Raw genomic sequence first — 26,629 nt, forward strand, 5'->3', positions numbered from 1 at the left:
CGTCCGCGCGAGTCGTCCGAACCGGGCCGTGTTCCAGCTGATTACTCATGAGGCCAACCTCCTGGTCGACATTGGTCGGACGACAGCCCAGGTCTTCTCGCCGTATCCGCCGTGGGGCGAGCTTTCCCGGGCATGGTTCTCCAGCTGGGCGAACAAGTCCTTGTCGGGCCCGTTGAGCATCGACATCTGAGACGCGTAGCGCTTCAGGGCCTCGAATTTCCACGTCCGCGCCTGCGCCCCGACGGAGCTGAAGTCGGCAGGGCCGAGATGAAAGCCCCTCGGCAGCTCGGCGGCGTCCAGCCCGAAGATCGCGTGCGGAAGGTCTTCCCACAGGCGCACCGGAATGCCGTGCTCGTGCGCCGTGAACAGCGCGGTGTCCCGGGTGATCTCGCTGTCGATATGACCGTTGGCGGCCGCGCACGTGACGATCAGCGTCGGAGCACACGCGTCGACGGCCGACTCGATGTCGGCCTTCACCGCGGAGAACAGAGCCGCGTCGCCCTGTGCCGGTCGCCTGCTGATGGCCACCTTCTGCCGGCCCGGCACGTTGTCGGCCAGCCATCGGCCGTCCGGCGACTTGCGATAGATGGCATCGAGGAACCGGCCGTGCCGGTGGTCGGCCCCCAGGTGGTCGAGCGCGGCGATGTCTTCTTTCCGGCGGTGCAGCGATGCGTCGTGATCCGGCGGAATGCCCCAGATTCCGTGCAATCGCTGCGCCGCCGGGGAGTAGGGGGGTGAAGGGGTGCCGGCGAATACCGTGAAGACGGTCGCCTGTGCACCGTCCTGCACCGCTTGGGCGAGGCCGGCCCCGAAGGACAGGGCCGCATCGTCCAGATGAGGGGATATCACCAGTAGTCGGGTCCGGTCGGAGCCACGAAACATGGCAGTCAATCTATGAACGGCGTTGCCGCGTAGCAACGAGTGAGGACTGGACGGGCCGGTGTGGTTCCCGGTCGGCCGCATCGAGCAGCAGCTCCGCGGCCACCCGTGTTCCGTCGCCGCGGATCGTGCCCGCCGCGGCCGTCGCCCGCGCGCGGGTTTCCGGGGCAAGGGCTGTGCCGAGCGCGACGGACAGGGAGTCGAACGTCGGGGCCGGGCCGTCATGTGCCACCCCGATGCCCAGCTCGGCCACCCGGCCGGCGTAGTACGGCTGGTCCGCGATCTGGGGGACCACGACCTGGGGGGCGCCTGCCCGTGCGGCCACGTGCGTCGTGCCCGCGCCGCCGTGGTGGATGACGGCGGCCACCCGGCCGAACAGCACCTGCTGGTTCACCTCCCCGACGGTGCAGCAGTCCGCCCGGTCGTCGGGCGGGATCAGATCGGCCCAGCCGCGGGAGAGGATCACCCGGCGCCCGTGGGCCCGGACCGCTTCCACGGCCACCCGGACGGTGTCCGCCGGCGTGCGCAGGCTGCCGAAGCCCACGTACACCGGCGGTGACCCGGCAGCCAAGAACGCCTCCAGCTCCGTCGAAAGGGGCCGTTCGTCCGGCAGGAGCCACGCGCCGGTCTGCACGGCGTCGAGGTCCGTCGGCTGCAGCGGGGCCAGGACCGCGTCCGCCGCCAGCCAGGGGTGGTCGGTGTAGCCGAACCTGAAGATGTCCTCGACGGGTGGCAGGCCGAGCGCGCCCCGCCTGTCGTTGAGCGGACCGCCGTAGCGCTGATAGGCGCTTTGGTTGTTCCGCTCCCACAGCGCCCCGATGTCGGTCACGTCCCGGGCGGGTGGCTCGCCGAGGGGCGGCGGCGGCGGGTAGTACGGCGACGGCACGTAGACCGGGCAGTGGAAGGCGTAGACGTAGGGGATGCCCAGCTTCTCGGCCACCGACCGCACCCCGATCGCGACGGGCAGCAGACCAGTCGTCACCACCGCGTCACACCCCTCGGCGGCTGCCGGGAGCTGGTCGAACTGCGTGGCGATCGCCTCGGCCGAGAACCTGAGCATGTCCTCGGGCGTCGGCGGCGCGGTGCCGTGTCTCGGCGCACGCGCCGACGGGCCGACCGGCACATGCTCCACACCGACCTCGGCCAGCCGCTCCGCGCAGTCCGGCGGTGCGCACACCCGCGCCTGCGCGCCCAGCTCCCGCAACCCCGCCGCCAGTGCCGCCAGCGGTTCGACGTCTCCCCGGCTGCCATACGTCGTCAGCAATACGCGCATGTCGCACCCCCTGCTTTCAGGCCGGCTGATGAGGCAGCCACTTCATCCCGTCGGGCGAGGTCACGAGGCCGCCGGGGAACAGTGGCAGCTCGGGCTCGGCGTCCTCGCCGAGCAGCGCCTTCATCTGGACCTGGCCTGCCTCCTGCATCGCCTGCCTGACCACCTGTGACTTGAACATCGGCACCATGTTTTCCTGGTCGCCACCTGCCATCTGGTCCACGGCCGCGGCGAACTCGGCGCTGCGCTTGGCTATCCTGTCCGCCGTCGTGAGCGCCGTCTCACCGGACGACACCCCGCCGACCAGCTCCACGAACGACTCGATGTCGGTGGTGTTCTGAGCGTTCGTCACCTTCTTGGCCTGCCAGAAGTACGAGTCCTCGTTCACGTTCATTTGGTAGAACGACATGAGGAACTCGTAGAACACCTGGTATTCGCGGCGGTACCGGGCCTCGAACTCGGTCAGCACCGTCTTCTCGTCCAGCTCGCCCGCGAGGACGCTGTTGATCGACCGCGCCGCGAGCAGCCCGCTGTAGGTCGCCAGATGCACCCCGGAGGAGAAGACCGGGTCCACGAAGCACGCGGCGTCGCCCACCAGGACCATCCCCAGCCGCCAGAAGTGCGTCTGCTGGTACGAGTAGTCCTTGCGGATCCGCAGTTCCCCGTACGTGCCGGTCGTCACCCGGGTCGCGTCCGCCAGGTATTCCGAGATCATCGGGCACTCGGCGATCAGGGAGTTGAACGCCTTTTCCCGGTCACCCTGGACCTTCTCGGCGTCCTCCCTGCGCACGACCGCGCCGACGCTGGTCAGTGTGTCGCTCAGCGGGATGTACCAGAACCAGCCGCTGTCGAAGGCCACGCTCAGGATGTTGCCCGAGACCGGCTCGGGCAGCCGCTTACCGCCTTCGAAGTAGCCGAACAGCGCCAGGCTGCGGAAGAACTCCGAATAGTTCCGCGCGCCGCCGACGTTGCCGTACAGCCGGCTCTTGTTGCCGGACGCGTCGATCACGAAGCGCGCCGACACCGCACGCTCATTGCCGTCGGGATCGGTGTAACGCAGGCCGGTGACACGGTCGCCGTCCTCCATGACGTCGGTGACCGCACACCCCTCCCGCACGACCACACCCTTGCGTCTGGCGTTGTTCAGCAGGATCTCGTCGAATCGCGCCCGCTCGACCTGATAGGCGTACGACGTCGAGCCGGCCATCCGGGCGGAGAGGCCGAAGTGGAACGTCCAGGGCTCCGGGCGAGCGCCCCAGCGGAACGTGCCGCCCCGCTTCACCGGGAACCCGGCATCGGCCAGTTCGTCCGCGACGCCGAGCATCCGGCACACGCCGTGCACCGTGGCGGGCAGCAAGGACTCACCGATCTGGTACCGGGGGAAGTTCTCCTTCTCCAGCAGCAGCACCCGATGGCCCTGCATGGCCACGAAGGTGGCCACGGTCGAACCACCCGGCCCGCCGCCGGCCACCACTACATCGAATTCTTCGACCGACATCTCGCCACCGTTTCCTTTGTTGCGGGTCATTGTGTTGCGGCCAGTTCTCCGAGCGTGCGCCGCTCGACGGCTACCAAGTGACGGGCACCTGGTCCGGGCAGTCGACGAACGCGTTGCGGTACTTCACTTCGCCGATGGGCACTGCCAGCCGCAGCCCGGGGAACCGGCGCCAGAGGGCCTGGTAGGAGATGCGCAGCATCGCCCTGGCCAGCGCCGCGCCCACGCAGTAGTGGATGCCGTGCCCGAATCCGACGTCCGAGACCGGTTCGCGGTTCGCGTCGAGGATGTGGGGATCGGGCGTCAGCGCGTCGTCCCGGTTGGCCATGAGAACCGAGCACAGCACATAGTCCCCGGCCTTGATCAACTGTCCGTCGATGACCACGTCCTTGAGGGCCAGACGGGGATTCGGCCCCTGCACGGGCGACAGATAACGCACCAGTTCGGCAACTACGCGATCGGCCTTCTCGCGGCCCGCGAAAAGCAACGGTATCTGGTCGGGGTGGTCCAGCAGCGCGACAACCCCGAAGCCGATCATCCCCGCGACGGTCTCGACACCACCGAGGATCAGCGCCATGCACAGGCCCTTCAACTCCTCGTCCGTGATGTTGTCCCCGTGCCCTTGCACGACCATGCCGAGGAGCCCCTCGCCGGGGTCCCTGCGCTGCCGGGTGATCAGGTTGTCCAGGTACCGGTTGAACGCCGCGCTGTCGGCGGCCCTCGCCTTGAGCCCACGGCTCAGATCGACGTTCCGCCGCAGCCGCCGGACGAACTCGCGTCGGTCGTCCCGGGGGATGCCGAGCAGCTCACACAGGACACCCGCGCCGATCGGATCGGCGAAATCCCGCTGGGCGTCGGCGGGTGGTCCCGCGGCCTCCATCATGTCGAGCCGGTCGTCGATGAGGCCTTGGATATGGGGCTCCATCTTGCGTATACGCCGGACCGTGAACTCCGGTGTCAGCATCTTCCGCAGGCGTGTGTGCTCGGGCGGATCGTAGGTCGATATCTGCCCGACGAACTGGGGCTCAACGCGCTCCGCCGCATTCCCCTGGGTGAAGCGGGGCCGGGTCGTGAAATTCTCGTGGTCGCCCAGTATCCGGCGCACGACGTCGTACCCGAAGGCCTGCCACACGTAGTCCCTGCCCAGCTGCTCGGACGCCTCCCCGGTGATTCGGAACAGCGGGCCATGCGCTCTGAGATCGAAGTTGTCCGTATGCGGATCGCAGTTCGTTCTCATCTTGAAGTTCGGCGGCTCGCGCAGGAGCGGCGCTGCCTGATCCGTACCCTGCCCCATACGAGTGGTATCTCCTTCGCTGGCCGGCTAGTCGGCGTACCCGTACTGCTTGGCGTAATGGGCGTATGCAGTGTCGCCGTGCAGCAGCTCCTGATAGGCGGACTCGATCTCCTCGCCCAGGAAGGACAGTGAACGGTCGCCGTACCGGCCCTCGCCCACGAATTCCGGCCCGTCACCGCCGGCCTCCTGGCCGGCGGGGGACGTCCCGCCGCCCACCCGCGCGCTCTCCCGCTCCAGCTCACGCATCCGTTCCAGGGTGCTGGCCTGCACCGCGCGGCGAATGTTGTCGATCTCGACGGGCTCCCCGAGGGCGAGGAACTCCATGATCTCGGCGAACCGTGCCACCGGATCGGCCCGCAGATCCTCGTAACGCACCGTCAGCAGGTCCGCGTCGGGGAAGCGGTCACCCGGCGATTCGGTCCAGCTCCGCACGTTCTCCGGCCACGACCCGATACCGGCCCGCGGCGAGAGTGCCGCCATCTGATGGCCCTCCGTGGCGATGAACGCGCGGACGAAGGCGCGGCTTCTGTCCAGGTCGTCGAGGGGTATCGCGGCCATGCGCAGCGAGCTGAGCAGGATGTCCCTCGGGTTGCGCACGAGGTAGAGAACCTTGACGGTCGGCTTCCGCAGCACGTCCAGCACCGGTACATCGGCCCTGAAATGCGTCTTCAGCAGCATCGGTGCCGTCGGCTCCATCGGCGGCAGATCGCCGTGCCGCAGCATTCCCTCCAGCACGGGGGTCGTGGCATACACGTCGTTCCAGACCTTCGGTGCCTCTCCCGTGATGTAGGCGGCGAGCATGCACCTGAGCCACGTGTTTCCGGCCTTGGGATACGACGCGATCCACCGGATTCCGTTCATACCTGCTCCTCTGCGGTCGTTTGCGTCACCGGTCACAGCAGTCATCCCAGACGATCACCAAGCGACCATCAGCTCCGTCAGTCCGTACGCGGGGGTGGTCAGGCGGAACATGTCCTCATGGGCGGGGTCCGCGAGCCGCAGCCCAGGAAAGCGCCGCCACAGAGCGGTGTAGACCGTCCGCAGTTCGAGGCGGGCCAGAGCGGCTCCCAGGCAGTGATGGACGCCGTGCCCGAACGCGACATGCGGGACGGGCTCACGCGTGACGTCAAGACGTTCCGGATCCGGCGTCAGGGCGGGGTCACGGTTCGCCGCCGGAAGCGCGCAGATGACACTCTCCCCCCTCTTGACCACCTGGTCCCCGATGGTGACGTCCTCCATGGCGATGCGGGGTGTCGGGGAATAGGTGACCGTCAGGTAGCGGATCAGCTCATCGACCGCCCGGTGCGCCGTCCGCTCGTCGCCCCGGAACGCGGCGATCTGCTCGGGGTGCCGCAGCAGCGCCAGCACACCCAGCCCGATCATTCCGGAGATGTTGTCGTCGCCGGCCAGCATCACCTGGACGCAGAAGCCCCTCAGCTCCTCGTCCGTCGCCGTGTCGCCGTGTTCGGCGACGACGGCTCCGATCAGCCCCTCGCCCGGGTCCTTCCGTTCCCTGGCGATCATCGCCAACAGGTAGCGGGAGAACGCCTCGCCGGCCGCCGCCCGCCTCTTCCGGCTCCGTGAAGCGTCGAGATGCCCGTGACACAGCTGCATGAACATGACCCGGTCGTCCCGGGGCACGCCGATCAGCTCGCACAGCACGGCCCCGGGCACCTCATCGGCGACGGACCCGATCAGATCCGCGGGGGATCCCGCCTGCTCCATGGCATCGAGACGCTCGGTCACGATCTGTTCGATGGCAGGCTGCAGACGCCGCATCTTGCGCAGCGTGAAGCCGGGAGTCAGCTTCTGCCGCATCCGGGTGTGCTCCGGCGGGTCGTAGTCCATCAGGTTGCCCACCAGCTCACGCGGCCGGAAGATGCCCTCACCCCCGATCTCGTCCCGCCGGTCCCAGCGCCGCCGTGTGCTGAACCTCTTGTGATCGCCCATCACCTGCCGGACGACGGCGTGCGTGGTCGCCATCCAGCGGGTCTCGGCGTCCGCTCCGGATCCGACGGTGACTTTCGTCAGCGGTCCCGCCGCGAGCAGTTCGTCCGCCGGATCGAGGCCCTGCCTGCGTACGTGGAGGGGGCGCGGGTCGTGATCACTCGACGCATCAGCGGGAAGCTCCTCCCCTGCCATTGGTTCTCCTCCTAGCCTCGGCGCTACCAGTTGAGCCGCAGGGCTTCCACGTTGAGCGGCGGCCGTCCCAACGTGATCTCGCGATCCGGTTCGGCCAGCCGCAGGGTCGGAAAGCGGTGGGCCAGAGCGGGGATCGCCACCCGGAACACCATCTCGGCCAGCGACCGGCCGAGGCAGTGGTGGATGCCGTGCCCGAACGCGACGTGCACGGGCTTTTTCCTGGTGATGTCGAACCGGTCGTCCGGGCCGGGGAAGTTCCAGCGGTTCGCGGCCAGGAACGAGGGGGTGACGGTGTCGCCCGCCTTGATGGGGCACCCACTGATGTGCACGTCCTCCAGCGCGACGCGCGGTGTGGTCTTCTCGTCGCTGGTGATGTACCGGACCACCTCGTCCAGCCAGTCCGGCACGGTGTCCGGCCTGTCCCGCAGAACGGCGAACTGCTCGGGCTCCTCGACCATCAGCCATGCGGCCGCCGCGAGGAAGCGGGCCACCTGGTCCCCGCCCGCACCCATGACGAACGCGGCCACGCCGATCAGCTCCGCGTCGGTGATCTCGTCGCCGTGCTCGCGCACCACGACGCCGAACAGGTCGTCACCGGGATCGCGGCGGGTACGCGTCACGACCTGGTTCATGTACGCCCAGAACTTGTTTCCCGCCGCCAGGCGCCGCTTGCCCGACCGTTCGGCCCGGCTGGCGTGCAGGGCACGGGACAGCTCCGCCTGATCGTCGCGCGGAATGCCGACGAAGTCACAGGTCACCGTCGTCGCGATGGGCCAGGCGAAATGTGGGACGAAGTCCACCGGGCCACCGGTGGACTCGATGTCGCCGAGGGTGGCCTCGACGGTCTTCTCCACCTGCGGCCGGAATCCCTGTATCCGCCGGATGGCGAACGGGCCCGTCACCATCCGGCGCAGACGCGTGTGCTCCGGTGGATCGTACTGAGTGAGGAAGCCGGGGAATATGAAACCGGCCGCGGTGCCACGGTAGAGCAGCTTGGAGCTGAATTTGTCCGAGCCGAGAACCTGCCGGATCTCGTCGTACCCGGCGGCGAGCCATGCGGTCCGCCCTTCGGGGGCGTCCTCGACGCCCAGTACGGGCATGGGGCCCTCGGCCATCAGGGCGCGTAGCTCCGGCACCGGATCGAACCGGTCACGTCGGTGTATGTCCAAGCCCAGTTCAACGTTGATCTCCTCGAACGAGCCCCGGACAACGTTGTTCTCCTCGAGCACTGCGCAGGTCCTTTCGCCATGTCCAACCGTTCGCATTGAGCGGCTGGACACCCTGGTCTCAGGCGCCGGCTTCCTGGATGAGGCTCTTCGGCCGGAGGTCCTGCCAGTTCTCCTCGACGTAGTCGAGGCATTCCTGACGGGTGGCCTCACCGTGCACACGGGACCATCCGGCAGGCACTTCCGCGAAGGTCGGCCATAGGGAGTGCTGGCCTTCACCGTTGACCAGCACGAAAAAGGAACCGTTGTCGTCGTCGAACGGGTTGGTCATCATTGCGTCCTTTCGCTCTTCGGCCGGGAATGGAGTTTCTCGGCGACGATGGCTCCAATCTGGGCCAGCGCCGCGGGTTGCACCAAGTCGTAGTGGTTGGACGGGATTTCGTGGGGCTCGATGGTTCCGCTGGTGAAGTCCTTCCAGCTGGCTATCGCCTCCGGCACGGGCAGATGTGCCGGCCGGTCCAGCGAGGCGATGAAGAGCAGGATGTCGCCGGTGAAGGGCGAGGCGGTGTGCCGCGGCCCGACCTCCCAGAGGTTGCGCATCACCGCCTGGAGGCGCTTCCTGGTGCCGGACCCCTGGACCAGTCCGCTGGCGAGCTCCAGGTCCTGCTGCTTGCGCTTTTGCACGGCCTCTTCGTCGCGCACGGCTTCTTCGCTCACCGTGCCGGTGGCGTTGCGTCCCATGTAGACGGGGTAGGCGTCGAGCAGGGCGAGCAGGCCGACGTCCTCCCCTTCCGCCTCGAGCGACGCGGCCATCGCCTGCGCGATCCGCCCGCCGAGGGACCAGCCGAGAAGGTGGTACGGCCCTGTCGGCTGCACGGCCCGGATGTGCGCGAGGTAATCGGCCGCCATCTCCTCGACGCTGCCCGGCAGGGGTTCGGTGCGGGCCAAGCCGCGCGCCTGCACTCCGTAGACCGGCTGGTTCGCCGGAAGATGCCGCAGCAGCGGCTGGTAGTTCCAGCTCAGACCGCCACTCGCGTGGAGGCAGAACAGTGGCGGGCGATCACCGCCGGCTCGCAGCGGCAGCAGGATCTCGTAGTCGCCCGTCTTCAACGCCGGGGCCGAGCGCCGCCGTTCGCCCACGACGAGCAGGGTTTTGGCGGCGGTCTTCCGGGCGAGCAGGCCCGTGCGCAGCATCTGATGTCCCGGAGTTCCGAACGGGCAGGGCACGGTCGGCCGGCCGGACTTGCCTTCGTCCAGTGCCGCCCCGGTGACGTAGAGATCGCCCACGGCCCCGGGTGGGACCGGGCGCAGCCGGTCGTCGAGGAGGAGTGCGCCGAGCGGGCCGTCCTCGGCCAGGCCGGCGAGCGCCGGGGGCGCGGCCCCGTGCCACCGCGCCGGTGCGATGACCGGACGGCTGCGTTCGGCGTCGTCCAGGAAGATGTCCAGGTCGCTGATGCGCCGCCGGGGGTCCTCCGCCACCTGTTCCAGGACGCGGACCAGCCGCCGGGCCACCGACTCGGCCGTGTCCCGGTCGAACAGGTCGGTGGCGTAGCGGAGGGTGCCTTCGAGGCCGTCCTCGTCGTCGGTGAGCCTGAACGCGAGGTCCAGCTCCATGGCTTCGGCCCCGCCGGGTTCGACTTCGGTGCGCAGGCCCGGCAGTTCCCTCGCGTCCCAGGTGCCGAGCCCCTCCTCCAGCACCTCGAGTTCGACCTGGAACACGGGGTGGCGGGAGAGGGAGGCGGGCAGGTCGAGCAGGTCGGCGAGGCGCTCGAATGGTACGTCCAGGTGCTCCTGCGCGGCCTGGACCGCTTCCTGCACGCGGGTGACCACTTCCAGGAAGTCCGGGTCGCCCGAGACTTCCGTGCGCAGGGCGACCGGCCGGGCGAACGGTCCGATCATCGGCTCGAGGTCGATGAGGTCCTCGTCCCGGGGCAGCGTCGTGCCGATCACCAGGTCGTGGCCCGCGCCCAGTTTGGTCAGCAGCATGGCGAGCGCGGCGTGCACCACCTGGAACGCGTCCGCGCCGGCCGGCTCCGCCGCCGCCATCAACCGGGCGTACGGGCCCGCGTCCAGCTGCAGCTCGACCGTGCCGGCCCGGCGCGAAGGGACAGCCTGCCGCGGGCGGTCGAACGGCAGCACCGTCTCCCCGTCGATGCCGGCCAGGTTGTCCCGCCAGAAGGCGATCTGCTCGTGGGGCAGGCTGCCCGGCTCGTTCTCGTCCGCGAGCAGCGTCTGCTCCCATATCGCGTAGTCGGCGAACTGCACGGCCAGGGGCGCGCGTTCCGGGGCCCGGCCCTCGCGCCGCGCGCCGTACGCGGCCGCCAGGTCGCGGAAGAACACGTCCAGCGAGTCGTCGTCGGCGAGGATCCGGTGCACCCGCAGGAGCAGTACGTGCTCCTTCTCCGCGAGTCGGAAGAGCTCACATCGCCACGGCACGTCCTTGGTGAGGTCGAACACCGACTCGTGCCGTTCGGCGAGCAGCCCGGGAAGGTCCGCCTCGGTGGCCGGGACGGGCGTCAGCTCGACCGCGAGGGCGTCTTGGATGTGCTGGTGGACGCTGTGTGCGTCGCCGGGGAAGGTGGTGCGCAGAATGTCGTGCCGGGCCGCGACGTCGCCGAGCGCCGCCGCCAGCGCGGGCACGTCCAGCCGGCCGCGCAGGCGCAGTGCGACCGACGTATGGAGGCCGGCCGTGTCCTTGCCGGGGTCGGCCAGCAGCCTGGCGCGCAACTGGCGGGTGGTGACCGGCACCCGGTCCGGCCGCTGGACGGCTTCCAGTGCGGGGCGTGACTTCGCGGCAAGCACCCTCGCCAGACCCGCGGGGGTCGGTGAGGAGAACAGCTGCCGGATGGGCAGGTCCGCGCCGAGTTCCTCACGGATCCGCGCGATGAGCCGCATGGCCAGCGCCGAACTCCCGCCGAGGTCGTGGAAGGTGTCGTCGCCCCCCACGTGGTCGACGCCGAGGATCTCGGAGAACAGCGCGCACAGCACTTTCTCGGTCTCGCTCTCCGGCGCCTTCTCCGACGCGTGTCCGGCGAGATCCGGGGCGGGCAGGGCCCGGCGGTTCACCTTGCCGTGGGCGGTGACCGGCAGGCCGGGCAGGGCGACGACCGCCGTCGGAACCATGTACGCGGGCAGGACCAGGGCCATGTTCCGCCGGATCTGTGCTGCCCCCGCATCGCTGCCGTCGGAGACGAAGTAGCCCACCAGGCGCTTCTCGCCCGGCTGGTCCTCCCGCGCCACGACGACTGCCTCGACCACCCCGGACTGGGCCGCCAGCACAGCCTCCACCTCGCCCAGCTCCACCCGGTAACCGCGGATCTTGACCTGGTCGTCGGCGCGGCCGAGGAAGACGACCTCGCCGTGCTGGTTCCAGCGCGCCAGGTCGCCGGTGCGGTACATCGGTTCCCCGGCGAGGAACGGGCACGCCACGAACCGCCCGGCGGTCAGGCCGGGGCTGGTGAGGTACCCGCGGGCCAGCCCCGTACCGGCGATGTACAGCTCGCCGGCGACTCCCGGCGCGACCGGGCGCAGGAAGGCATCGAGGATGTAGACCTTGCGGTTGGTCATGGGGCGGCCGACCGGCAGCTCCCGCCCGAGCTCCTCGCCGGGCTCGATCGGCTTCCACGTCGCGCACAGGGTGGTCTCGGTCGGTCCGTAGGTGTTGCGCACCCGCAGGCCGGGCTGGGCCCGCCGCAGGTTCTGCACCGACTGTGCGGGGACCACGTCGCCGCCGGTCCCGATCTCGACCAGTCCCGCGAAACACTCCGGGGACGTCTCCGCCAGGGCGCGGAAGGTACCGGCGGTGAGGTGGACGGCGGTCGCGCCGCGTTCGACGGCCCGGCGTACCCCGGCCGCGTCCAGCACACCCGGTTCGGTGAGCAGGACGCGGCCGCCCGTGGCGAGCGGCACCCACATCGCGTAGAGCGAGGGATCGAAGACGTGTGTCGCGTGCATCAGCACGCCGTCGCCCGGACCGATCTTCCAGCCCTCGTCACCGGCCAGGCCGGCCACGGCTCCGTGGGGGATGCCCACGCCCTTCGGGAGGCCGGTGGATCCGGAGGTGTACATCACGTACGCCAGGTCGTCGGCGCTCGGCAGGTTTTCCGGCGCCGTGGCGGCGCAGCCGTCGACGGCCGCCCGCGTCTTCGGCGCGTCGAGGACGATCGCGTCCTGCGGCGCGACGGCGCTGGTGGCCTCGGTGCACAGGACGGTGGAGACGGCGGAGTCGTCGAGGATGGACGCGATCCGCTCGGCCGGGTACTCGATGTCCACCGGGACGTACGCCGCACCTGCCTTCCAGATCGCCAGGAACGCGATCAGCAGGTCCGGTGACCTGTTCATGGCCACCCCGACCCGGTCGCCGCGGCCTGTGCCCCGACCGGCGAGGTAGCCGGCCAGCCGGTTCGAGGCCCGGTCGACCTCGGCGTAGGTCAGATTCGCGCCGTCGGCGTCGGTGATCGCCACCGCGTCCGGCGCCTCGGCCACCCGCCGCGCGAACATCTCGACCACGGATGCACCGGGCACGGGGCCCGTGGTCGCGTTCCATTCGTCCACCACCAGGGCGCGCTCGGCCTCGCTCAGCAGGGTCAGGCGGCCGACCAGCACATCGGGCTCGGCGACCAACCGCTCCAGCACGCGGGCCAGTGCGCCGACGACGGATTCGGCGACCGCGCGGTCGAACAGACCCCGGTCGTAGTCGAGGATGAGCGGCATCTGCTCGCCGGGTCCGGTGATCAGGGTGAACGGGTAGTGCGAGGAGTTGCGCCCGCGCTTCACCGGGTGCAGGACCAGGCCGTCGTCCGGCGCCCGGCCGGGTCGCTTGCGGGGGAAGTTCTCGTAGATGACGAGTGTGTCGAAGACCGCTCCGGGTCCGGTGACGGCCTGCACGTCCTGCAGGCCGAGGTGGTGGTGGGCCATTAGAGCCGACTGGTCGCGCTGCAGTTCGGCGAAGAGCTCGACGGCCCGCCGCCCGCCGTCGAGGCGGACCCGCACCGGCAGGGTGTTGAGCAGCTGGCCGACCATCGACTCCACGCCGTCGAGGTCGCCGGGCCGCCCCGAGGCGGTCGCGCCGAACACCACGTCGGTACGGCCGGCCAGTTGGGACAGCACGACGGCCCACGCGCCCTGCACGACGCTGTTCAGGGTGAGGTCGTGACGGCGCGCCAGTGCGGCCAGGTCTGCCGTCAGCCGCGTGGACAGCTCGAGCAGCACCGTGTCGATGTCCGGCACGCGGGTCGGGTCGGCCGGGGCGACCGTGGTGGGCGTGTCCAGCCCCGCGAACTCCGCTCGCCAGGCTGCCCTGGCCGCCTCCTTGTCCTGTCGGCCCAGCCACGCGAGGTAGTCCCGGTAGGACCCGGCGGGCGGGAGCCCTGACGCGTCCCCGTCCGCCGCGTAGACGGCTGCCAGTTCGCGGTGGATGACCGGCATCGACCAGCCGTCCACCAGCACGTGGTGAAGGGTGTGGACGAGGCGGTGGCGCTGCGGGCCGAGCCGGATCAGGTGCAGTTTCATCAGTGGTGCCGTCTCGATGTGCAGCCGCTCGGCCACCTCGTCCGCGGCCAGCCGGTCCACTTCGCGGTCGGCGACGTTGTCCGGCAGTCCGGACAGATCCGTCTCGCGCCAGGGGATCTCGGCGTCCCGCGCGATGACCTGCACCATCTGTGCGCCGCTGACGTAGCGGAAACACGCCCGCAGCGCGGCGTGCCGGTCCACGACGGCCTGCCACGACGCCCTCAGCCGGGCAGCGTCCAGCGGGCCGTCGATGCCGTAGACGGTCTGCACGGTGTAGGTGTCGGGGCCGTCGTGGTCGAGTGCGGTGTGATACAGCATCCCTTCCTGCAACGGCGAAAGGGGCCAGACGTCCTCCACGCTGGAGCGGGGCTTCGGGCGGGTGCCGTCAACTGTCACGGTCTGCTCCTTACAGCGCTTGTTCATCGGCCAGTCCGGCCTCGAGTTGGTGCATCTGCTCGGACGAGAGATCGACGAGCGTGCCCGCCGAGGTCTCCGGCGCCGCGGTGGCATCGCCGGCGGCGGGGAGTTCCGCGACAAGCGCCGCCAGCCGTTCCGGTGTCCTTTCCTCGAACACCTGCCACGCGCTCAGTTCCAGCCCCTTGCGGCGGGCTCGGGCCGAGAGCTGCATCGAGATGATCGAATCGCCGCCGAGTTCGAAGAAGCTGTCGTCGGCGCCCACCCGGTCCAGGCCGAGTACTTCCGCGAACAGCTCGCACAGCCTCGCTTCCATCGCTGTGCGCGGCTCCCGCCCCGAAGACATCCCGGCGAAGTCGGGGGTCTGCAGCGCCCGGTGGTCGAGCTTGCCGTTCGGGGTGAGCGGCATGTGGTCCAGCGTCACGAACGCCGCGGGCATCATGTACTCCGGCAGGCGTTCGGCGGCCAGCTCGCGCAGGGCGGAGGTCAGCGTGCCGTTCGCGCCGGAAGCGTCGGCCGAAGGCACGACATACGCCACCAGTTGCTTGTCGCCGGGTCCATCCCTGCGGACGGCGACCGCCACCTGGCCAACTTGGGGATGCTCCGCGAGCACGGCCTCGATCTCAGCCGGCTCGACCCGGTATCCACGCACCTTGACCTGTGCATCGACCCGGCCCGCGAAGATCAGCTGGCCCTCCGGGCTCCAGCGGAACCGGTCGCCCGAGCGGTACATCCGCTCACCGGGGGCGAACGGGCTCGCGACGAACCGCTCCGCCGTCAGGCCGGGGCGTCCGAGGTAGCCACGGGCCAGTCCGACGCCCGTGATGTAGAGCTCGCCGACCACCCCCGGCGGTACCGGCTGGAGGAAGGCGTCGAGCACGTAGTGCCGCACGTTGCGGATCGGGCCGCCGAGGGGGACCACATCGTGGCCGGGCGCCAGCGGGGCGCTCATCGTCGAGCAGATGGTCGTCTCGGTCGGCCCGTAGGCCTGGATCACCCGGCGGCCCGGCGACCAGCGGTCCACCAGCGCGGCCGGCAGCGCCTCGCCGCCCGTCAGCACTGTCCGCAGGGTGTCCGGCAGGTCGTCCTCGCTCGCCAGCACACTGGGCGACACGGTCAGGTGGGTGATGTCCGCCCTGCGGATCGCGTCGCCCAGGGTCACGCGGGGCGGCATGCTCGCCGCGTCCGGCAGTACCAGGGTCGCACCGGCCAGCAGGGTCATGTACAGCTCGGAGACGATGGCGTCGAATCCGATCGCGGACAACTGCAGGACCCGCGAGGACGACGTCACGGCCATGCGCTCGATGTGCGCGTACCCCAGGTTGACGAGTCCGCAGTGGGCGACCAGGACGCCCTTGGGCACCCCTGTCGACCCCGACGTGTAGATCACGTACGCCGCGTCCTCGGGTGCCACGTGCGGCAGCTCGGCATCCGGGTCGGCGGCGGGCAGCTCATCCAGCACCAGCACCGTGCCCGTGAACTGCGCGGGTACGGCCGCTCGGGTCGTCTCCGTGCACACCAGCACCTGCGGCGCCGAGTTCGCCAGAATGAACTCGATGCGCTCGCGGGGATAGTCCGGGTCGACCGGTACGAACGCTCCGCCGGCGAACGTCACCCCCAGCAGGGTCACCGCCAGCTCGGCCGAGCGCTCGACCAGTACTCCCACCCGGGCCTCACGCCGCACGCCCAGGCCCACGAGCAGTCGCGCCATCGCTTCGACCTCGCCGAGCAGTTCGCTGTACGAAAGACTCCGCGCCGCGTCCTGCACGGCGGGCGCGTCCGGTGTCCGCGCGGCCTGCCCGCGGAACAGCTCCGGCAGCGTCTGCGCCGCGAGCGGTTCGTCGGTCCTGTTCCACTCGTCCACCACCAGGCGGCGTTGCTCGCGTCCGATCAGGCCGACCCGTCCCACGGGCGTCCGCGGATCGGCCACGACCTGTTCGAGAGCCCGGAGGAGCGACGCGAGAAGGTCCTCGACCTGGGTCCTTTCGAAGGCGTCCGGGCGGAAGATGACTTCGCCGTGGACGGGGCCCGCTACGGAGGCGCGCATGGACAGTGGGTAGTGCCCGGTGTCGTTCGGGATTGACGCGGGACGCATGACGAGTGCGTCGGGTTCGTCGGACGCGGGCGGCGGGGGCGGGTAGTTCTCGAACACCACGATCGTGTCGAATGCCGCGCCGGGACCGGCATGCTGCTTGATCTCGGTCAGCCCGACGTGCTGGTGCGGTATCAACGCGACCTGTCGTTCCTGCAGGTCCGCCAGCATGTCGAGGAAGGGTTCGGCGCCGGCCAGGCGGGCCCGGACGGGCAGCATGTTCATGAACAGGCCGACCGCGGACTCGACACCGGGGATCTCGGGCGGACGGCCGGCCACCGCGGCGCCGAAGACCACGTCGTCGCGACCGGTCAGCCGGGCCAGCAACAGTGCCCAGACACCTTGGAAGAGCGTGTTCGCCGTCACATCGTGCCGGCGGGTGAACTCCACCAGGCGCCGGCTCAGGCCGTCGTCGAATGCGAACGCGACCCGGTCCGGCTCGACGGGCGCGATGATCGTTTCCGGTGGCACGACGTGGGTCGCCTCGTCGAGCCCCGCGAGTTCGGCCCGCCACGCCTCCCGGGCAGCTGTCTTGTCCTGGCGCACGGTCCAGGCGAGGTAGTCGTGGTACGACGTCGGGGCCGGCAGCGCCCGGCCCTCGCCGCCGGCGTAGTACGCCGCGAGCACCTCACCGGTGATGAGCGGCAGGGACCAGCCGTCCGCCGCGATGTGATGCGACGTGAAGACGAGCCGGTGCCGGCGCTCACCGAGCCGCAGCAGGTGCAGACGCAGCTGCGGCGCCCGGGTCAGGTCGAACCGCTCGGCGTGCAGCTCCGCCGCGAGACGGTCGACTTCCGCCAGCGCCTCGTCCTCGGGCAGATTGGACAGGTCGGTCTCCTGCCAGGGCGGCGTCACCTCGGCGGCGACCGCCTGCACCGTCGCACTCGACCCGAGCTGGTGGAAACTCGCCCGCAGGGCGGGGTGCCGGTCCAGCAGCACCTGCCACGACCTGCGGAAGCGGGCGACGTCCAGCGGTCCCTCGATGACGAGGGTGCGCATGCTGGCGTAGAGGTCCGGGCCGCGCTCGTCGGCGGCGTGGAACAGCAGGCCCTCCTGGAGCGGGGACAGCGGCCAGATGTCGAGCAGGCCCGGTACGGCGGCCTCGACCTCCGCCACGTCCCGCTGCGTCAGCGCGGTGAGCGGGAAGTCGGACGGCGTGTGCCCTCCGGCGCCGCCCGCCTCGAGGTGGGCGGCGAGGCCGGCCAGCATGGACAGCCAGCCCTGCACGAGCGACTCCGCCTCGGCGTCGCCGAGGATGCGCCCGGCCCAGGTCACGGTCAGCTCGAGCTCGGGTCCTTCGGCGGTGTCCAGCACGACCGCGTCGATCTCCAGGACGTGGCGCAGCGCCGTGTCCTCATCCGTCGTACCGCCGATGGTCCCCACCGTCTGCCAGGGCTCGGCGGCACCGCCGGGCCGGGACGTGAAGCGGCCGAGGTAGTTGAACCCGATACCTGGCTTCGGCAGCGCCGCCAGGACCGGCCCGGTCTCTGCGTTGAGATGACGCAGCATCCCGTAGCCGAGCCCGCCGTCGGGCACGGCGCGCACGCTCTCCTTGACGCTCTTCAGCAGCCTGCCTGCCGCGTCGCCGCCCGAGAGGGCTTCGGCCGTGTCGATTCCGGTCACGTCCAGCCGGAGCGGATGTATGTCGGTGAACCAGCCGACGGTCCGGGACAGGTCCAGGTCACCGATGGGCTGGCGGCCGTGGCCCTCGACGTCCACCACGACGGCCGGGTCGCCGCGCCACCGGGCCACCGCGCCCGCCAGAGTGGCCAGCAACACCTCGTGAACCCCGCAGTGGAAGGCCGAGGTCGCCTTCGCCACGAGCACGCCCGCCTTGTCCCGCGGCAGCCGCCAGGACCTGCGTCCCGCGGTCGACATGGTGTCGCGCGTGGGGTCGAACTCGCCCGGCCACGACGGCGCTCCGTCGAGGATCGCCGTCCACGTCTCCAGCTCCGCGGACCGGATCGCCGCCTGCTCGGCCAGTGTCCGTGCCCAGCGCCGGTAGGAGACGCCGACCGGATCGAGCGCCGGTTCCCGGCCCGCGGCCACGGCCGCACACGCTGCCTGCAGGTCCGCCAGCAGGACGCGCCACGACACGACGTCGGCCAGGAGATGGTGCGCCACCACCACGAGCCGTCCGGGGCGGCCGGGTCCGGCGTCCACCCACACCGCTCTGATCATCACGCCGGCGGCGGGATCCAGCCGGGTGGCGGTCTCGCCGGCACGGCGCTCCGCGATCTCGTCCATGTCACCAACGCCGGCCTCGACCCGCTCGACCAGCGTCGCCGCGGCCACCGCCGCCCGGTCGGCCACGACCAGCCGGGGCTGTTCCCCGTCGGTCTCCACGATCCGGCTGCGCAGCATGTCATGGGTGTCGATGACCGCGGCGAGTCCGGCCGCCAGCACGTCCACGGACAGGTCGTCGGGCGCGCCCACGGTCACCCACTGCGCCGGTGCCCGCCGGGTCATCGCGCGGGGGTCGCGCTCGAGCAGGGCCCGCACCACTGGCGTCCACGGGACCTCGCCGACGCCGTCGGCGAGGTCGGCCGGCGCCGGTCCGCCCCGCTCGGCGACCGCCGCGATCCCCGCGGGCGTCTTCCGCTCGAAGACCTGCTTCGCCCCGAAGACGAGGCCCTCGCGACGTGCGCGGGCGGCCAGCCGCATCGACAGGATCGAGTCGCCGCCCAGCTCGAAGAAGCCGTCGTCGGCGCCGACCCGGTCCAGCCCGAGTATCTCGGCGAACAGGTCGCACAGCACCCGCTCATCCGCGGTACGCGGCTCACGGCCGGCCGCCTTCGCGGTGAACTCGGGAGCCGGCAGGGCCGCAGTGTCGATCTTTCCGTTGAGCGTCAGCGGGAAGCCGTCCAGCGCCACCACCGCCGCGGGCACCATGTACTCCGGCAGCCGCGCCGCGAGGTGCTCGCGGACCGCGTCGGTATCCGGTTGCGCATCCCCTTGTGCGGTCACGTACGCGATCAGCCGCTTCTCGCCGGGCTGGTCCTTACGCGCCACCACGACCGCCTGCGCGATCTGCGCGACTTCGGCCAGGGCCGCCTCGATCTCCCCGGGCTCCACGCGGTGGCCCCGGATCTTCACCTGGGAGTCGGCCCTTCCGGCGAACAGCAGCTCGCCCCGGTCCGTCCAGCGCGCCAGGTCACCGGTGCGGTACATCCGCCCGCCCGTCGCCGCGTCGCCGGGGACGAACGGATCGGCGACGAACCGCTCCGCGGTCTGCCCGCTCTCGCCCGGATAGCCGTGCGCGAGGCCGTCGCCCGCGAGGTAGAGCTCGCCGGTCACGTTGGGCGCCACCGGCTGGAGGAACGCATCGAGCACATAGGCCCGCCGTCCGGCCAGCGGTCGGCCGATCGGAAAGGTGTCGCCCGTTTCGTCCCAGGGTTCGAGGAGGTGCCACGTGGCGCAGAGGGTGGTCTCGGTGGGGCCGTAGAGCTGCCGGAACCGGACCTCGGGGCACGCCCGGCGCACCCGTGCGACGGACGCGAGGGGTACCGCGTCCCCGCCGGTCAGGATCTCGCGCAGCCCGCGGAAGGATTCCGGAGCTTCCTCGGCCACCACCCGGAAACTCCCGGCCGTCAGATGGGCGGTGGTCACGCCTCGTTCGATCGCTTCGCGCAGCCGCTGCGCGTCGACCGCGCCCGGTTCCGCGACCAGCACGCAGGCCCCACTGACCAGTGGCACCCAGATCTCCAGCAACGACGCGTCGAACGCGTGCGACGCGTGCAGCAGCACGCAGTCGTCCGGGCCCTGCGACCAGCCGGGCTCGCTCGCCAGAGCCGCCACGCTTGCGTGCGGCACCGCGACGCCCTTCGGGACCCCGGTCGATCCCGACGTGTACATCACGTAGGCCACGTCGTGCGCCCCGACCGTGAGCACCGGCGCCTGGTGCTCCGCTTCCTCGATCGCCGGTACGTCCATGATCACCGGCTCGACCCCGTCCGGCACCGCGTCGTGGGTCGCCGTCACGCAGAGCGCCATCCGTGCGCCGGCGTCGGCCAGCATCCGGTCGATCCGTTCCGCGGGGTGGCCCACGTTCACCGGTACCTGCGCGGCCCCCGCCTTCCAGACCGCGAGCAGGGCGACGAACAGGTCCGCGCCGCGTTCCAGCACCACGCCGACACAGTCGCCGCGCCGCACGCCCAGCCCGGCGAGGTGCCCCGCCAGGCCGTCCGATCTCCGGTCGAGGTCGGCGTAGGTCAGGGTGCGTCCCCCGGCCATGACCGCCACCGCGTCCGGGGACCTGTCGGCCTGCTGCCGGAACAGCTCCAGCACCGACTGCGGGCCGGCCGCTTCGCCGGTCGCGTCGCCGTGTTCCAGCACCGCCGCGCGCGTCGGTGCCTGCGTCACGGCAAGGCGGCCCACCGGAAGCGAGGGCTCCGCCACGATTCGTTCGATGACCCGCACGACCTGCCCGGCGACCTCGGCGGCCGTTTCCCGGTCGATGCGATCGGGCCGGTAGGCCACATCGATCCGCAGGCGGTTTCCGGGAGAGACGCTCATCGTCAGCGGATAGGGGGTACCGGTCCGGGTGCGGAGCGAGCTGATCGCGAAGCCGCCGTCGTCGCCGGGACCGGCGTCGTCGTCCGGGTAGTTCGCGACCATCACGAGGGTGTCGAAGATTGCGCCCGCCCCCGCCAGCCGCTGGATCTCCGACAGCCCCAGGTACTGGTGTTCCGTCAACGCCGACTGGCGCCTCTGCACGTCCCGCAGCATCTCCAGCACCGGCTGGCCGCCTTCGAGCCGCACGCGGACCGGGACGGTGTTGATGAACATCCCCACCATCCGCTCGACATCCGGCACCTCCGCGGGACGCCCCGACACCACCGTCCCGAACACCACGTCCGTCCGGCCCGCCAGCCGAGCCAGCACCAGCGCCCATGCGCCCTGCACGATCGTGCTCAGCGTCAGTCCATGGCCACGCGCGAAGTCGGTGAGCGCCTGCGTCGTCTCCTCGGGCAGCCATGCGCCATGCCTGTCCGGCATGACCATCGTCTTGTCCGCGTCGGCGTCCGTCAGGGTCGGTTCGTCCGACCCGGCGAGCTCGGCCCGCCACGCCGCTCGTGTCGCCTCCACGTCCTGACGGCGCAGCCACGCCAGGTAGTCCCGATAGGACGGCGCCGTCGACGGGCCCTGTCCACCCGCGTACCCCGTCGACATCTCACCCAGGACGATCGGTGTGGACCAGCCGTCCAGGACGACATGGTGCGACGTCACGATGAGCCGGTGCGTGCTCTCACCGAGACGGATCAGCAGCAGCCGGAGCAGCGGCGCCCTGGTCACGTCGAACCGTTCGGCCTGATCCTGTGCGAGCAGGCGGTCGGCCTCCGCGGCGGCGGCCTCCTCGTCGAGGTGGGACAGATCGGCCTCGCGCCATGGGACAGCGACCTCGTCCGCGACGGCCTGCACCGTTTCGCCGGATCCGAGCTGGTGGAAGCTTGTCCGCAGCGATGCGTGCCGGGCGACCAGCCGTTGCCACGCCGCACGCAGCCGTGGCGCGTCGAGCGGCCCTTCGAGGTCCAGGATCCGCTGGCTCTGGTAGACGTCGACGCCGTCCGCGTCGACGGCCCGTTCGAAGAGCATGCCTTCCTGCAGCGGTGACAGCGGCCAGACGTCCGTCAGCCCCGGCACCGCGGCCTCCAGCTCGGCCACGTCCCGCTGCACCAGCTCCACCAGGGCGAAGTCGGACGGTGTGTGCCCGCCGGCGCCGGGATCCTCGGCCAGTGCCGCGAAGCCGGTCAGCATCTCCAGCCATGCCTCGCCGAGCCGCTCCACCGTGTCGGGGTCGAGGTCCCTGCCGTCGATGGCCAGTCTCAGCCGGGGTCCTGCGGGCGTGTCCTGGACATCCGCTGCGACCTCCACCGGGTGGGCCGAGGGCGTCCACGGGCCGCCGCCGAGCGACTCCTCGCTCGCCTCCCACGGAGTGTCCTCGGCGGCGAGGCCGGAGCGGCCGAAGTAGTTGAATCCGATCTGCGGGGACGGCAACTCGGCCAGCCTGGCCCCGGTTTCGGGGTTGAGATGGCGCAACAGCCCATAGCCGAGGCCGTCGCCGGGGACGGCGCGGGCCTGTTCCTTCACGGCCTTCAGCAACTGCCCGGCGGCAGCGTTGCCCGCCGCCGCGGCAGCGAGGTCGACGTCGGAGACGTCGAGGCGGACCGGGTGGACGCTGGTGAACCAGCCGACGGTGCGCAACAGATCCATTCCGTCGGCGCCGTGGCGGCCGTGGCCTTCCACGTCCACCAGGATTCCGGCGCCGGTACCGCGCCACCGCGCCACCGCACCTCCGAGACCCGCCAGCAGGACTTCGTGGATCCCGCAGTGGAAAGCCCCCGGCAGCCGGGCCACCAGACTGCGCGCCGTGGCTCCGGTCAGCGTCCGTGACCAGGAGTGCGGCTGCCCGGTCTGCTTTACGGTCTGCTTTACGAGGGACGAATCCGCACCGCCCAGTACGGCGACCCAGTGATCGACTTCAGCGATCGTGCTCGCGCTGAACGCCTGCTCGGTCAGGTGCCGCGCCCAGTGCCGGTACGAGGTCGTCGCGGGCTCCAGGGCAGGGGTCCCGCCGGAGAGCACCTCGTCGTACGCCGAGCGCAGATCCGGCAGCAGGATGCCCCAGGAGACCGCGTCGACCGACAGGTGATGTGCCACCAGAGCCAGCCGGCCCGGCCGGTCGGCTCCGGCGTCGACCCATACGGCCCGCACCATGATTCCCGCCGACGGGTCCAGCGTGCCGGCCGCCGCCCTGGCCTCGCGCGCGGCAAGCTCGTCGAGGTTCCCGGCCTTGGCCGGCACCCGCGTGAGCAGGCCGGCCGCGTCCACCGCGCCGCGCTCGGCCACGAACAGCCGTCCGTCGGGCGCCACCCGTGCCCGCAGCAGGTCGTGCACGTCGAGCACCGCCTGCAGGGCGCCCACCAGGGCATCCGGATTCAGGTGTGCCGGGGTGACGACGGTTTTCGCCTGCACGAAGTCAGGGCGTACCGCGGCATCCCCAAGGGCACGCATCACCGGCGTCCATGGGATGTCTCCCACGCCGGTGACCGCCTCGGAGCGATCCCGTGCCGGTGTCGTCGGGGCCTGTTGTGCCAGTCCCGCGAGCCGCTCAGGGGTCCGGTGCTCGAAGATCTGCCGGGGGGTGAGGGAGATCCCCTCGCGCCGCGCACGGGCGGCCACCTGCATCGAGGAGATCGAGTCCCCGCCCAGTTCGAAGAAGCTGTCCTCGGCCCCGACCCGTTCCAGGCCGAGGACTTCGGCGAACACCGCGCACAGGATGCGCTCGGCCTGCGTCTCCGGCCCCCGGCCGGCCGCCTTCGCGGCGAAGTCAGGTGCGGGCAGGGCCTGCCGGTCCACCTTTCCGTTGACCGTCAACGGCAGTCGGTCCAGCACCAGCACCGCGGACGGAACCATGAACTCCGGCAGCGTCGCGGCGAGTTGTTCGCGCAGCCGCTCCGGGTCGGCGTCGTGCCCCGTTTCGGCGACCACATAACCGATCAGGTGCTCGTCCCGTACGGACACCACCGCCTGGCCGACACCGGGCAGGCCGGCGAGGACCACCTCGATCTCGCCGGGCTCCACCCGATACCCGCGGATCTTGACCTGGTCGTCGGCGCGTCCGGCGAACACCAGCGCACCCTGGTCCGTCCAGTACGCCAGGTCCCCGGTCCGGTACATCCGCTCACCCGGCGCGCTGGCGCTGCGCGCAGCCGTGCCGCCGGCAGTGAACGGGTCGGCGACGAACCGCTCCGCCGTCAGCGCCGCACGGCCGAGATAGCCCTGCGCCACACCGGCTCCGGCGACATACAGCTCGCCCACCACGCCCGGCGGCACAGGTCGCAGGAGCGCGTCGAGGACGTAGGTTCGCCGCCCCGGGAGCGGTCGTCCGATCGGCAGCACCGTTCCCGTCGCGTCGCAGGGTTCGAGCAGCCACCACGTCGCACACAGCGTGGCCTCCGTCGGGCCGTAGAGATGCCGCACCCGCACGCCAGGACTGCCGCGCCGCACCCGCTCCACCGCCGCGGGCGGGACCGCGTCCCCACCGGTCAGCACCTCGCGCAGACCGGCGAGCGACTCCGGTGACTCCTCGGCCACCACCCGGAAGGTCCCCGCGGTCAGGTGGGCGGCCGTGACACCGCCGGCCACATGTCCGGCCAGGGCCTCGCCGTCCACCGCGCCCGGTCCGGCCAGCACCACCCTGGCACCCGACAGCAGCGGCACCCACAGCTCGAACAGGGAGATGTCGAAGGCGTGCGAGGCGTGCATCAGCACGGCGTCATCGGGGCCGATCGCCCATCCCGGCTCGCCGACCAGCGCCGCGACGCTGCCGTGCGACACCGCGACGCCCTTCGGTGTTCCCGTCGACCCCGACGTGTACATCACGTACGCGAGGTCGTCCGCGTGTACGTCCACGGACAGGCGTGTGCACTCCGCCACCGCCTGCCGCGTGCGGACATCGTCCAGGACGATCGGATCGAGCCCTCCGTCCAGCACGACATCCCGGTATGCCGCCGCGCAGATCACCGCCGCCGGTTCCGCGTCCGCGAGCATGAACTTCAGGCGTTCCGCCGGATACGCGGGATCCAGGGGGACGTACGCCGCTCCCGCCTTCCACACCGCGAGCAGCGTCGCGATCAGCTCGGGCGACCGGTCCAGCACGACGGCCACCCGGTCCCCGCGCCGCACTCCCCTGCCGCGCAGATAGCCGGCAAGCCGCTCCGCGTGCTCGGCCAGTTCCCCGAACGACATCGACCGATCGCCCTGGACGAGCGCCGTCTTGTCGTGGCGGCGCTCCACCTGACGGCCGAACAGTTCCGGGGCCGGCCGGCCCGGCGTCAGGGGGGCTGCCGCACCCCATGCGTCGACCACCAGTTCCCGCTCGGCCGCGCTCGTCACGTCGATCTCGGCCACCGTCAGGTCGCCCGCACCCGTCAGCTGACGCAAGACCTCCTTCAGCCGCTCGGCGATGGAGAACGCCGTGGTCCGGTCGAAGAGCTCCGTCAGATAGTCGAGTTTGAGGAGCATCTTTTCGCCAGGGACACACACCAGCGTCAGCGGATAATGGGCGGCTGCCCGGCCCTGATGTATGCGAATTCCGAAGTTCCCCGCGGAGTCCGATTCGGCGGGCTTATTGGGGAACTTCTCGAAGACAATCATGGTGTCGAAGACCGCGCCGGGGCCGGCCGCCTGCTGTATGTCCACCAACCCCACGAACTGGTCTGGTATGAGCGCCGACTGCTGTTTCTGTAATTGCGCAAGCAACTCCATGACGGGCATCGCACCGCGGAGCCGTACGCGCACCGGAACGGTGTTGAGGAACAGCCCCGCCATCTCCTCCACGCCGGGCAGATCCGGCGGCCGCGCCGACACCGCTGCCCCGAACACCACGTCCGTCCGGCCCGCCAGTCGCGCCAGCACCATCGCCCACGCGCCTTGCACCACCGTGTTCAGCGTCAGCCCATGACTGCGGGCCAGCTCGTCCAGCGAGCGCGTGAGGGTCTCGGACAGCTCGACCTCGACGCTCTCCGGCACGCCGGGCGCTCGCCCCGGATCGGCGGGCGCCACCAGCGTCGGCTCCTCGGCACCGCGCAGCTGCGCCACCCATGCCGACAGCGCCCTCTCCTTGTCCTGCCTGCTCAGCCACGCGAGGTAGTCCCGGTACGACGTCACCGCGGGCAGGGCCCGCGGATCGCCGTGGGCGGGGTACAGCTTCGACAGCTCGTTGACCACGACCGGCAGCGACCAGCCATCCATGATCGTGTGGTGACAGGTCATCACCAGCCGGTGCGTACGGTTGTCGAGACGGATCAAGGTCAACCGCAGTAACGGCGCCCGCGCGAGGTCGAACCTCGTCGTCCGGTCCTCCTCGGCCAGCTCTCGCACGGCCTCCTCGGGGTCCTCGAGGTGCGAGAGGTCGACCTCCCGCCAGGGCAGTTCCACCTCCCTGAGGATGATCTGCACCGTCTCACCCGAGTCACGCTGCCGGAAACAGGCCCTGAGCGGCGCGTGCCGCGTCAGCAGCGCCTCCCACGACGCGCGCAGCCTAGCCGCGTCCAGCGGCCCGTCCAGGTCCAGGATCCAATGGCCTATGTAGACGTCGGGTCCTTCGCCATCGTAAACCGCGTGGAAGAGCAACCCAGCCTGCAGTGGCGACAGCGGCCAGATGTCCTCGATCCGCGACTGGGCCATCAATGTCTCCCTCGGTCAGTTGTGGGATTGACGTGCTTCGTCGAACTGAGCCGTGAATTCCTCCACTCGCCCATTTCCAGGTCGAGGGGGTCGACGTCGAATGCGGAACGTGCCGCACAGAAGAATCATCAACCTGACGGGCGAGCCCGGACAACATGTCCAGTCGCAATCGGCG

10 protein-coding genes are annotated in these 26,629 nt (G+C 70.7%); all 10 read right to left on the reverse strand.

Annotation, left to right across the window (positions count from 1 at the left end; genetic code table 11):
- Nucleotides 1–45: 45 nt before the first annotated feature.
- A complete protein-coding gene (locus ACIREI_RS26905) occupies nucleotides 46–882 on the reverse strand; it encodes a PIG-L deacetylase family protein (protein ID WP_403337686.1) in 837 nt (278 codons plus the stop codon).
- A gap of 10 nt (nucleotides 883–892) precedes the next feature.
- Entirely contained in the window at nucleotides 893–2,152 is a 1,260-nt protein-coding gene (locus ACIREI_RS26910; RefSeq protein WP_403337689.1) for a glycosyltransferase, read from the reverse strand.
- A gap of 16 nt (nucleotides 2,153–2,168) precedes the next feature.
- On the reverse strand, nucleotides 2,169–3,647 hold the full coding sequence (locus ACIREI_RS26915) for a tryptophan 7-halogenase (protein WP_403337692.1): 1,479 nt from the start codon (nucleotides 3,645–3,647) through the stop codon (nucleotides 2,169–2,171).
- Nucleotides 3,648–3,717: 70 nt separating this feature from the next.
- Nucleotides 3,718–4,938 (reverse strand): cytochrome P450, encoded by a 1,221-nt coding sequence (locus ACIREI_RS26920; RefSeq protein ID WP_403337694.1) that lies wholly within the window; start codon nucleotides 4,936–4,938, stop codon nucleotides 3,718–3,720.
- A 27-nt stretch (nucleotides 4,939–4,965) separates the two neighbouring features.
- Complete coding sequence (locus ACIREI_RS26925; RefSeq protein WP_403337697.1) at nucleotides 4,966–5,799, reverse strand: sulfotransferase domain-containing protein; 834 nt, start codon at nucleotides 5,797–5,799, stop codon at nucleotides 4,966–4,968.
- 54 nt (nucleotides 5,800–5,853) lie between these two features.
- The gene (locus ACIREI_RS26930) at nucleotides 5,854–7,080 is read right to left on the reverse strand and encodes a cytochrome P450 (protein ID WP_403337699.1); all 1,227 of its coding nucleotides are present in this window, start codon (nucleotides 7,078–7,080) and stop codon (nucleotides 5,854–5,856) included.
- Between the two features lie 23 nt (nucleotides 7,081–7,103).
- A complete protein-coding gene (locus tag ACIREI_RS26935) occupies nucleotides 7,104–8,309 on the reverse strand; it encodes a cytochrome P450 (protein WP_403337702.1) in 1,206 nt (401 codons plus the stop codon).
- 58 nt (nucleotides 8,310–8,367) lie between these two features.
- Nucleotides 8,368–8,577 (reverse strand): MbtH family protein, encoded by a 210-nt coding sequence (locus tag ACIREI_RS26940; RefSeq protein ID WP_403337705.1) that lies wholly within the window; start codon nucleotides 8,575–8,577, stop codon nucleotides 8,368–8,370.
- Nucleotides 8,577–14,153, reverse strand: a complete 5,577-nt coding sequence (locus ACIREI_RS26945) for an amino acid adenylation domain-containing protein (protein WP_403337707.1) — start codon at nucleotides 14,151–14,153, stop codon at nucleotides 8,577–8,579. Before ACIREI_RS26945 ends, ACIREI_RS26940 begins: the two co-directional genes overlap by 1 nt.
- 10 nt (nucleotides 14,154–14,163) lie before the next feature.
- On the reverse strand, nucleotides 14,164–26,454 hold the full coding sequence (locus ACIREI_RS26950; RefSeq protein ID WP_403337710.1) for an amino acid adenylation domain-containing protein: 12,291 nt from the start codon (nucleotides 26,452–26,454) through the stop codon (nucleotides 14,164–14,166).
- Nucleotides 26,455–26,629 lie beyond the last annotated feature (175 nt).

The organism is Streptomyces sp. NPDC093591 (genome assembly GCF_044764885.1).
GTDB lineage: Bacteria > Actinomycetota > Actinomycetes > Streptomycetales > Streptomycetaceae > Streptomyces.

Bases quoted from the DNA above. Each gene is read 5' to 3' on its own strand.
- ACIREI_RS26925 (WP_403337697.1), bottom strand. From the start codon at position 5,799: ATGAACGGAATCCGGTGGATCGCGTCGTATCCCAAGGCCGGAAACACG.
- ACIREI_RS26920 (WP_403337694.1), bottom strand. From the start codon at position 4,938: ATGGGGCAGGGTACGGATCAGGCAGCGCCGCTCCTGCGCGAGCCGCCG.
- ACIREI_RS26940 (WP_403337705.1), bottom strand. From the start codon at position 8,577: ATGACCAACCCGTTCGACGACGACAACGGTTCCTTTTTCGTGCTGGTC.
- ACIREI_RS26950 (WP_403337710.1), bottom strand. From the start codon at position 26,454: ATGGCCCAGTCGCGGATCGAGGACATCTGGCCGCTGTCGCCACTGCAG.
- ACIREI_RS26930 (WP_403337699.1), bottom strand. From the start codon at position 7,080: ATGGCAGGGGAGGAGCTTCCCGCTGATGCGTCGAGTGATCACGACCCG.
- ACIREI_RS26905 (WP_403337686.1), bottom strand. From the start codon at position 882: ATGTTTCGTGGCTCCGACCGGACCCGACTACTGGTGATATCCCCTCAT.
- ACIREI_RS26915 (WP_403337692.1), bottom strand. From the start codon at position 3,647: ATGTCGGTCGAAGAATTCGATGTAGTGGTGGCCGGCGGCGGGCCGGGT.
- ACIREI_RS26910 (WP_403337689.1), bottom strand. From the start codon at position 2,152: ATGCGCGTATTGCTGACGACGTATGGCAGCCGGGGAGACGTCGAACCG.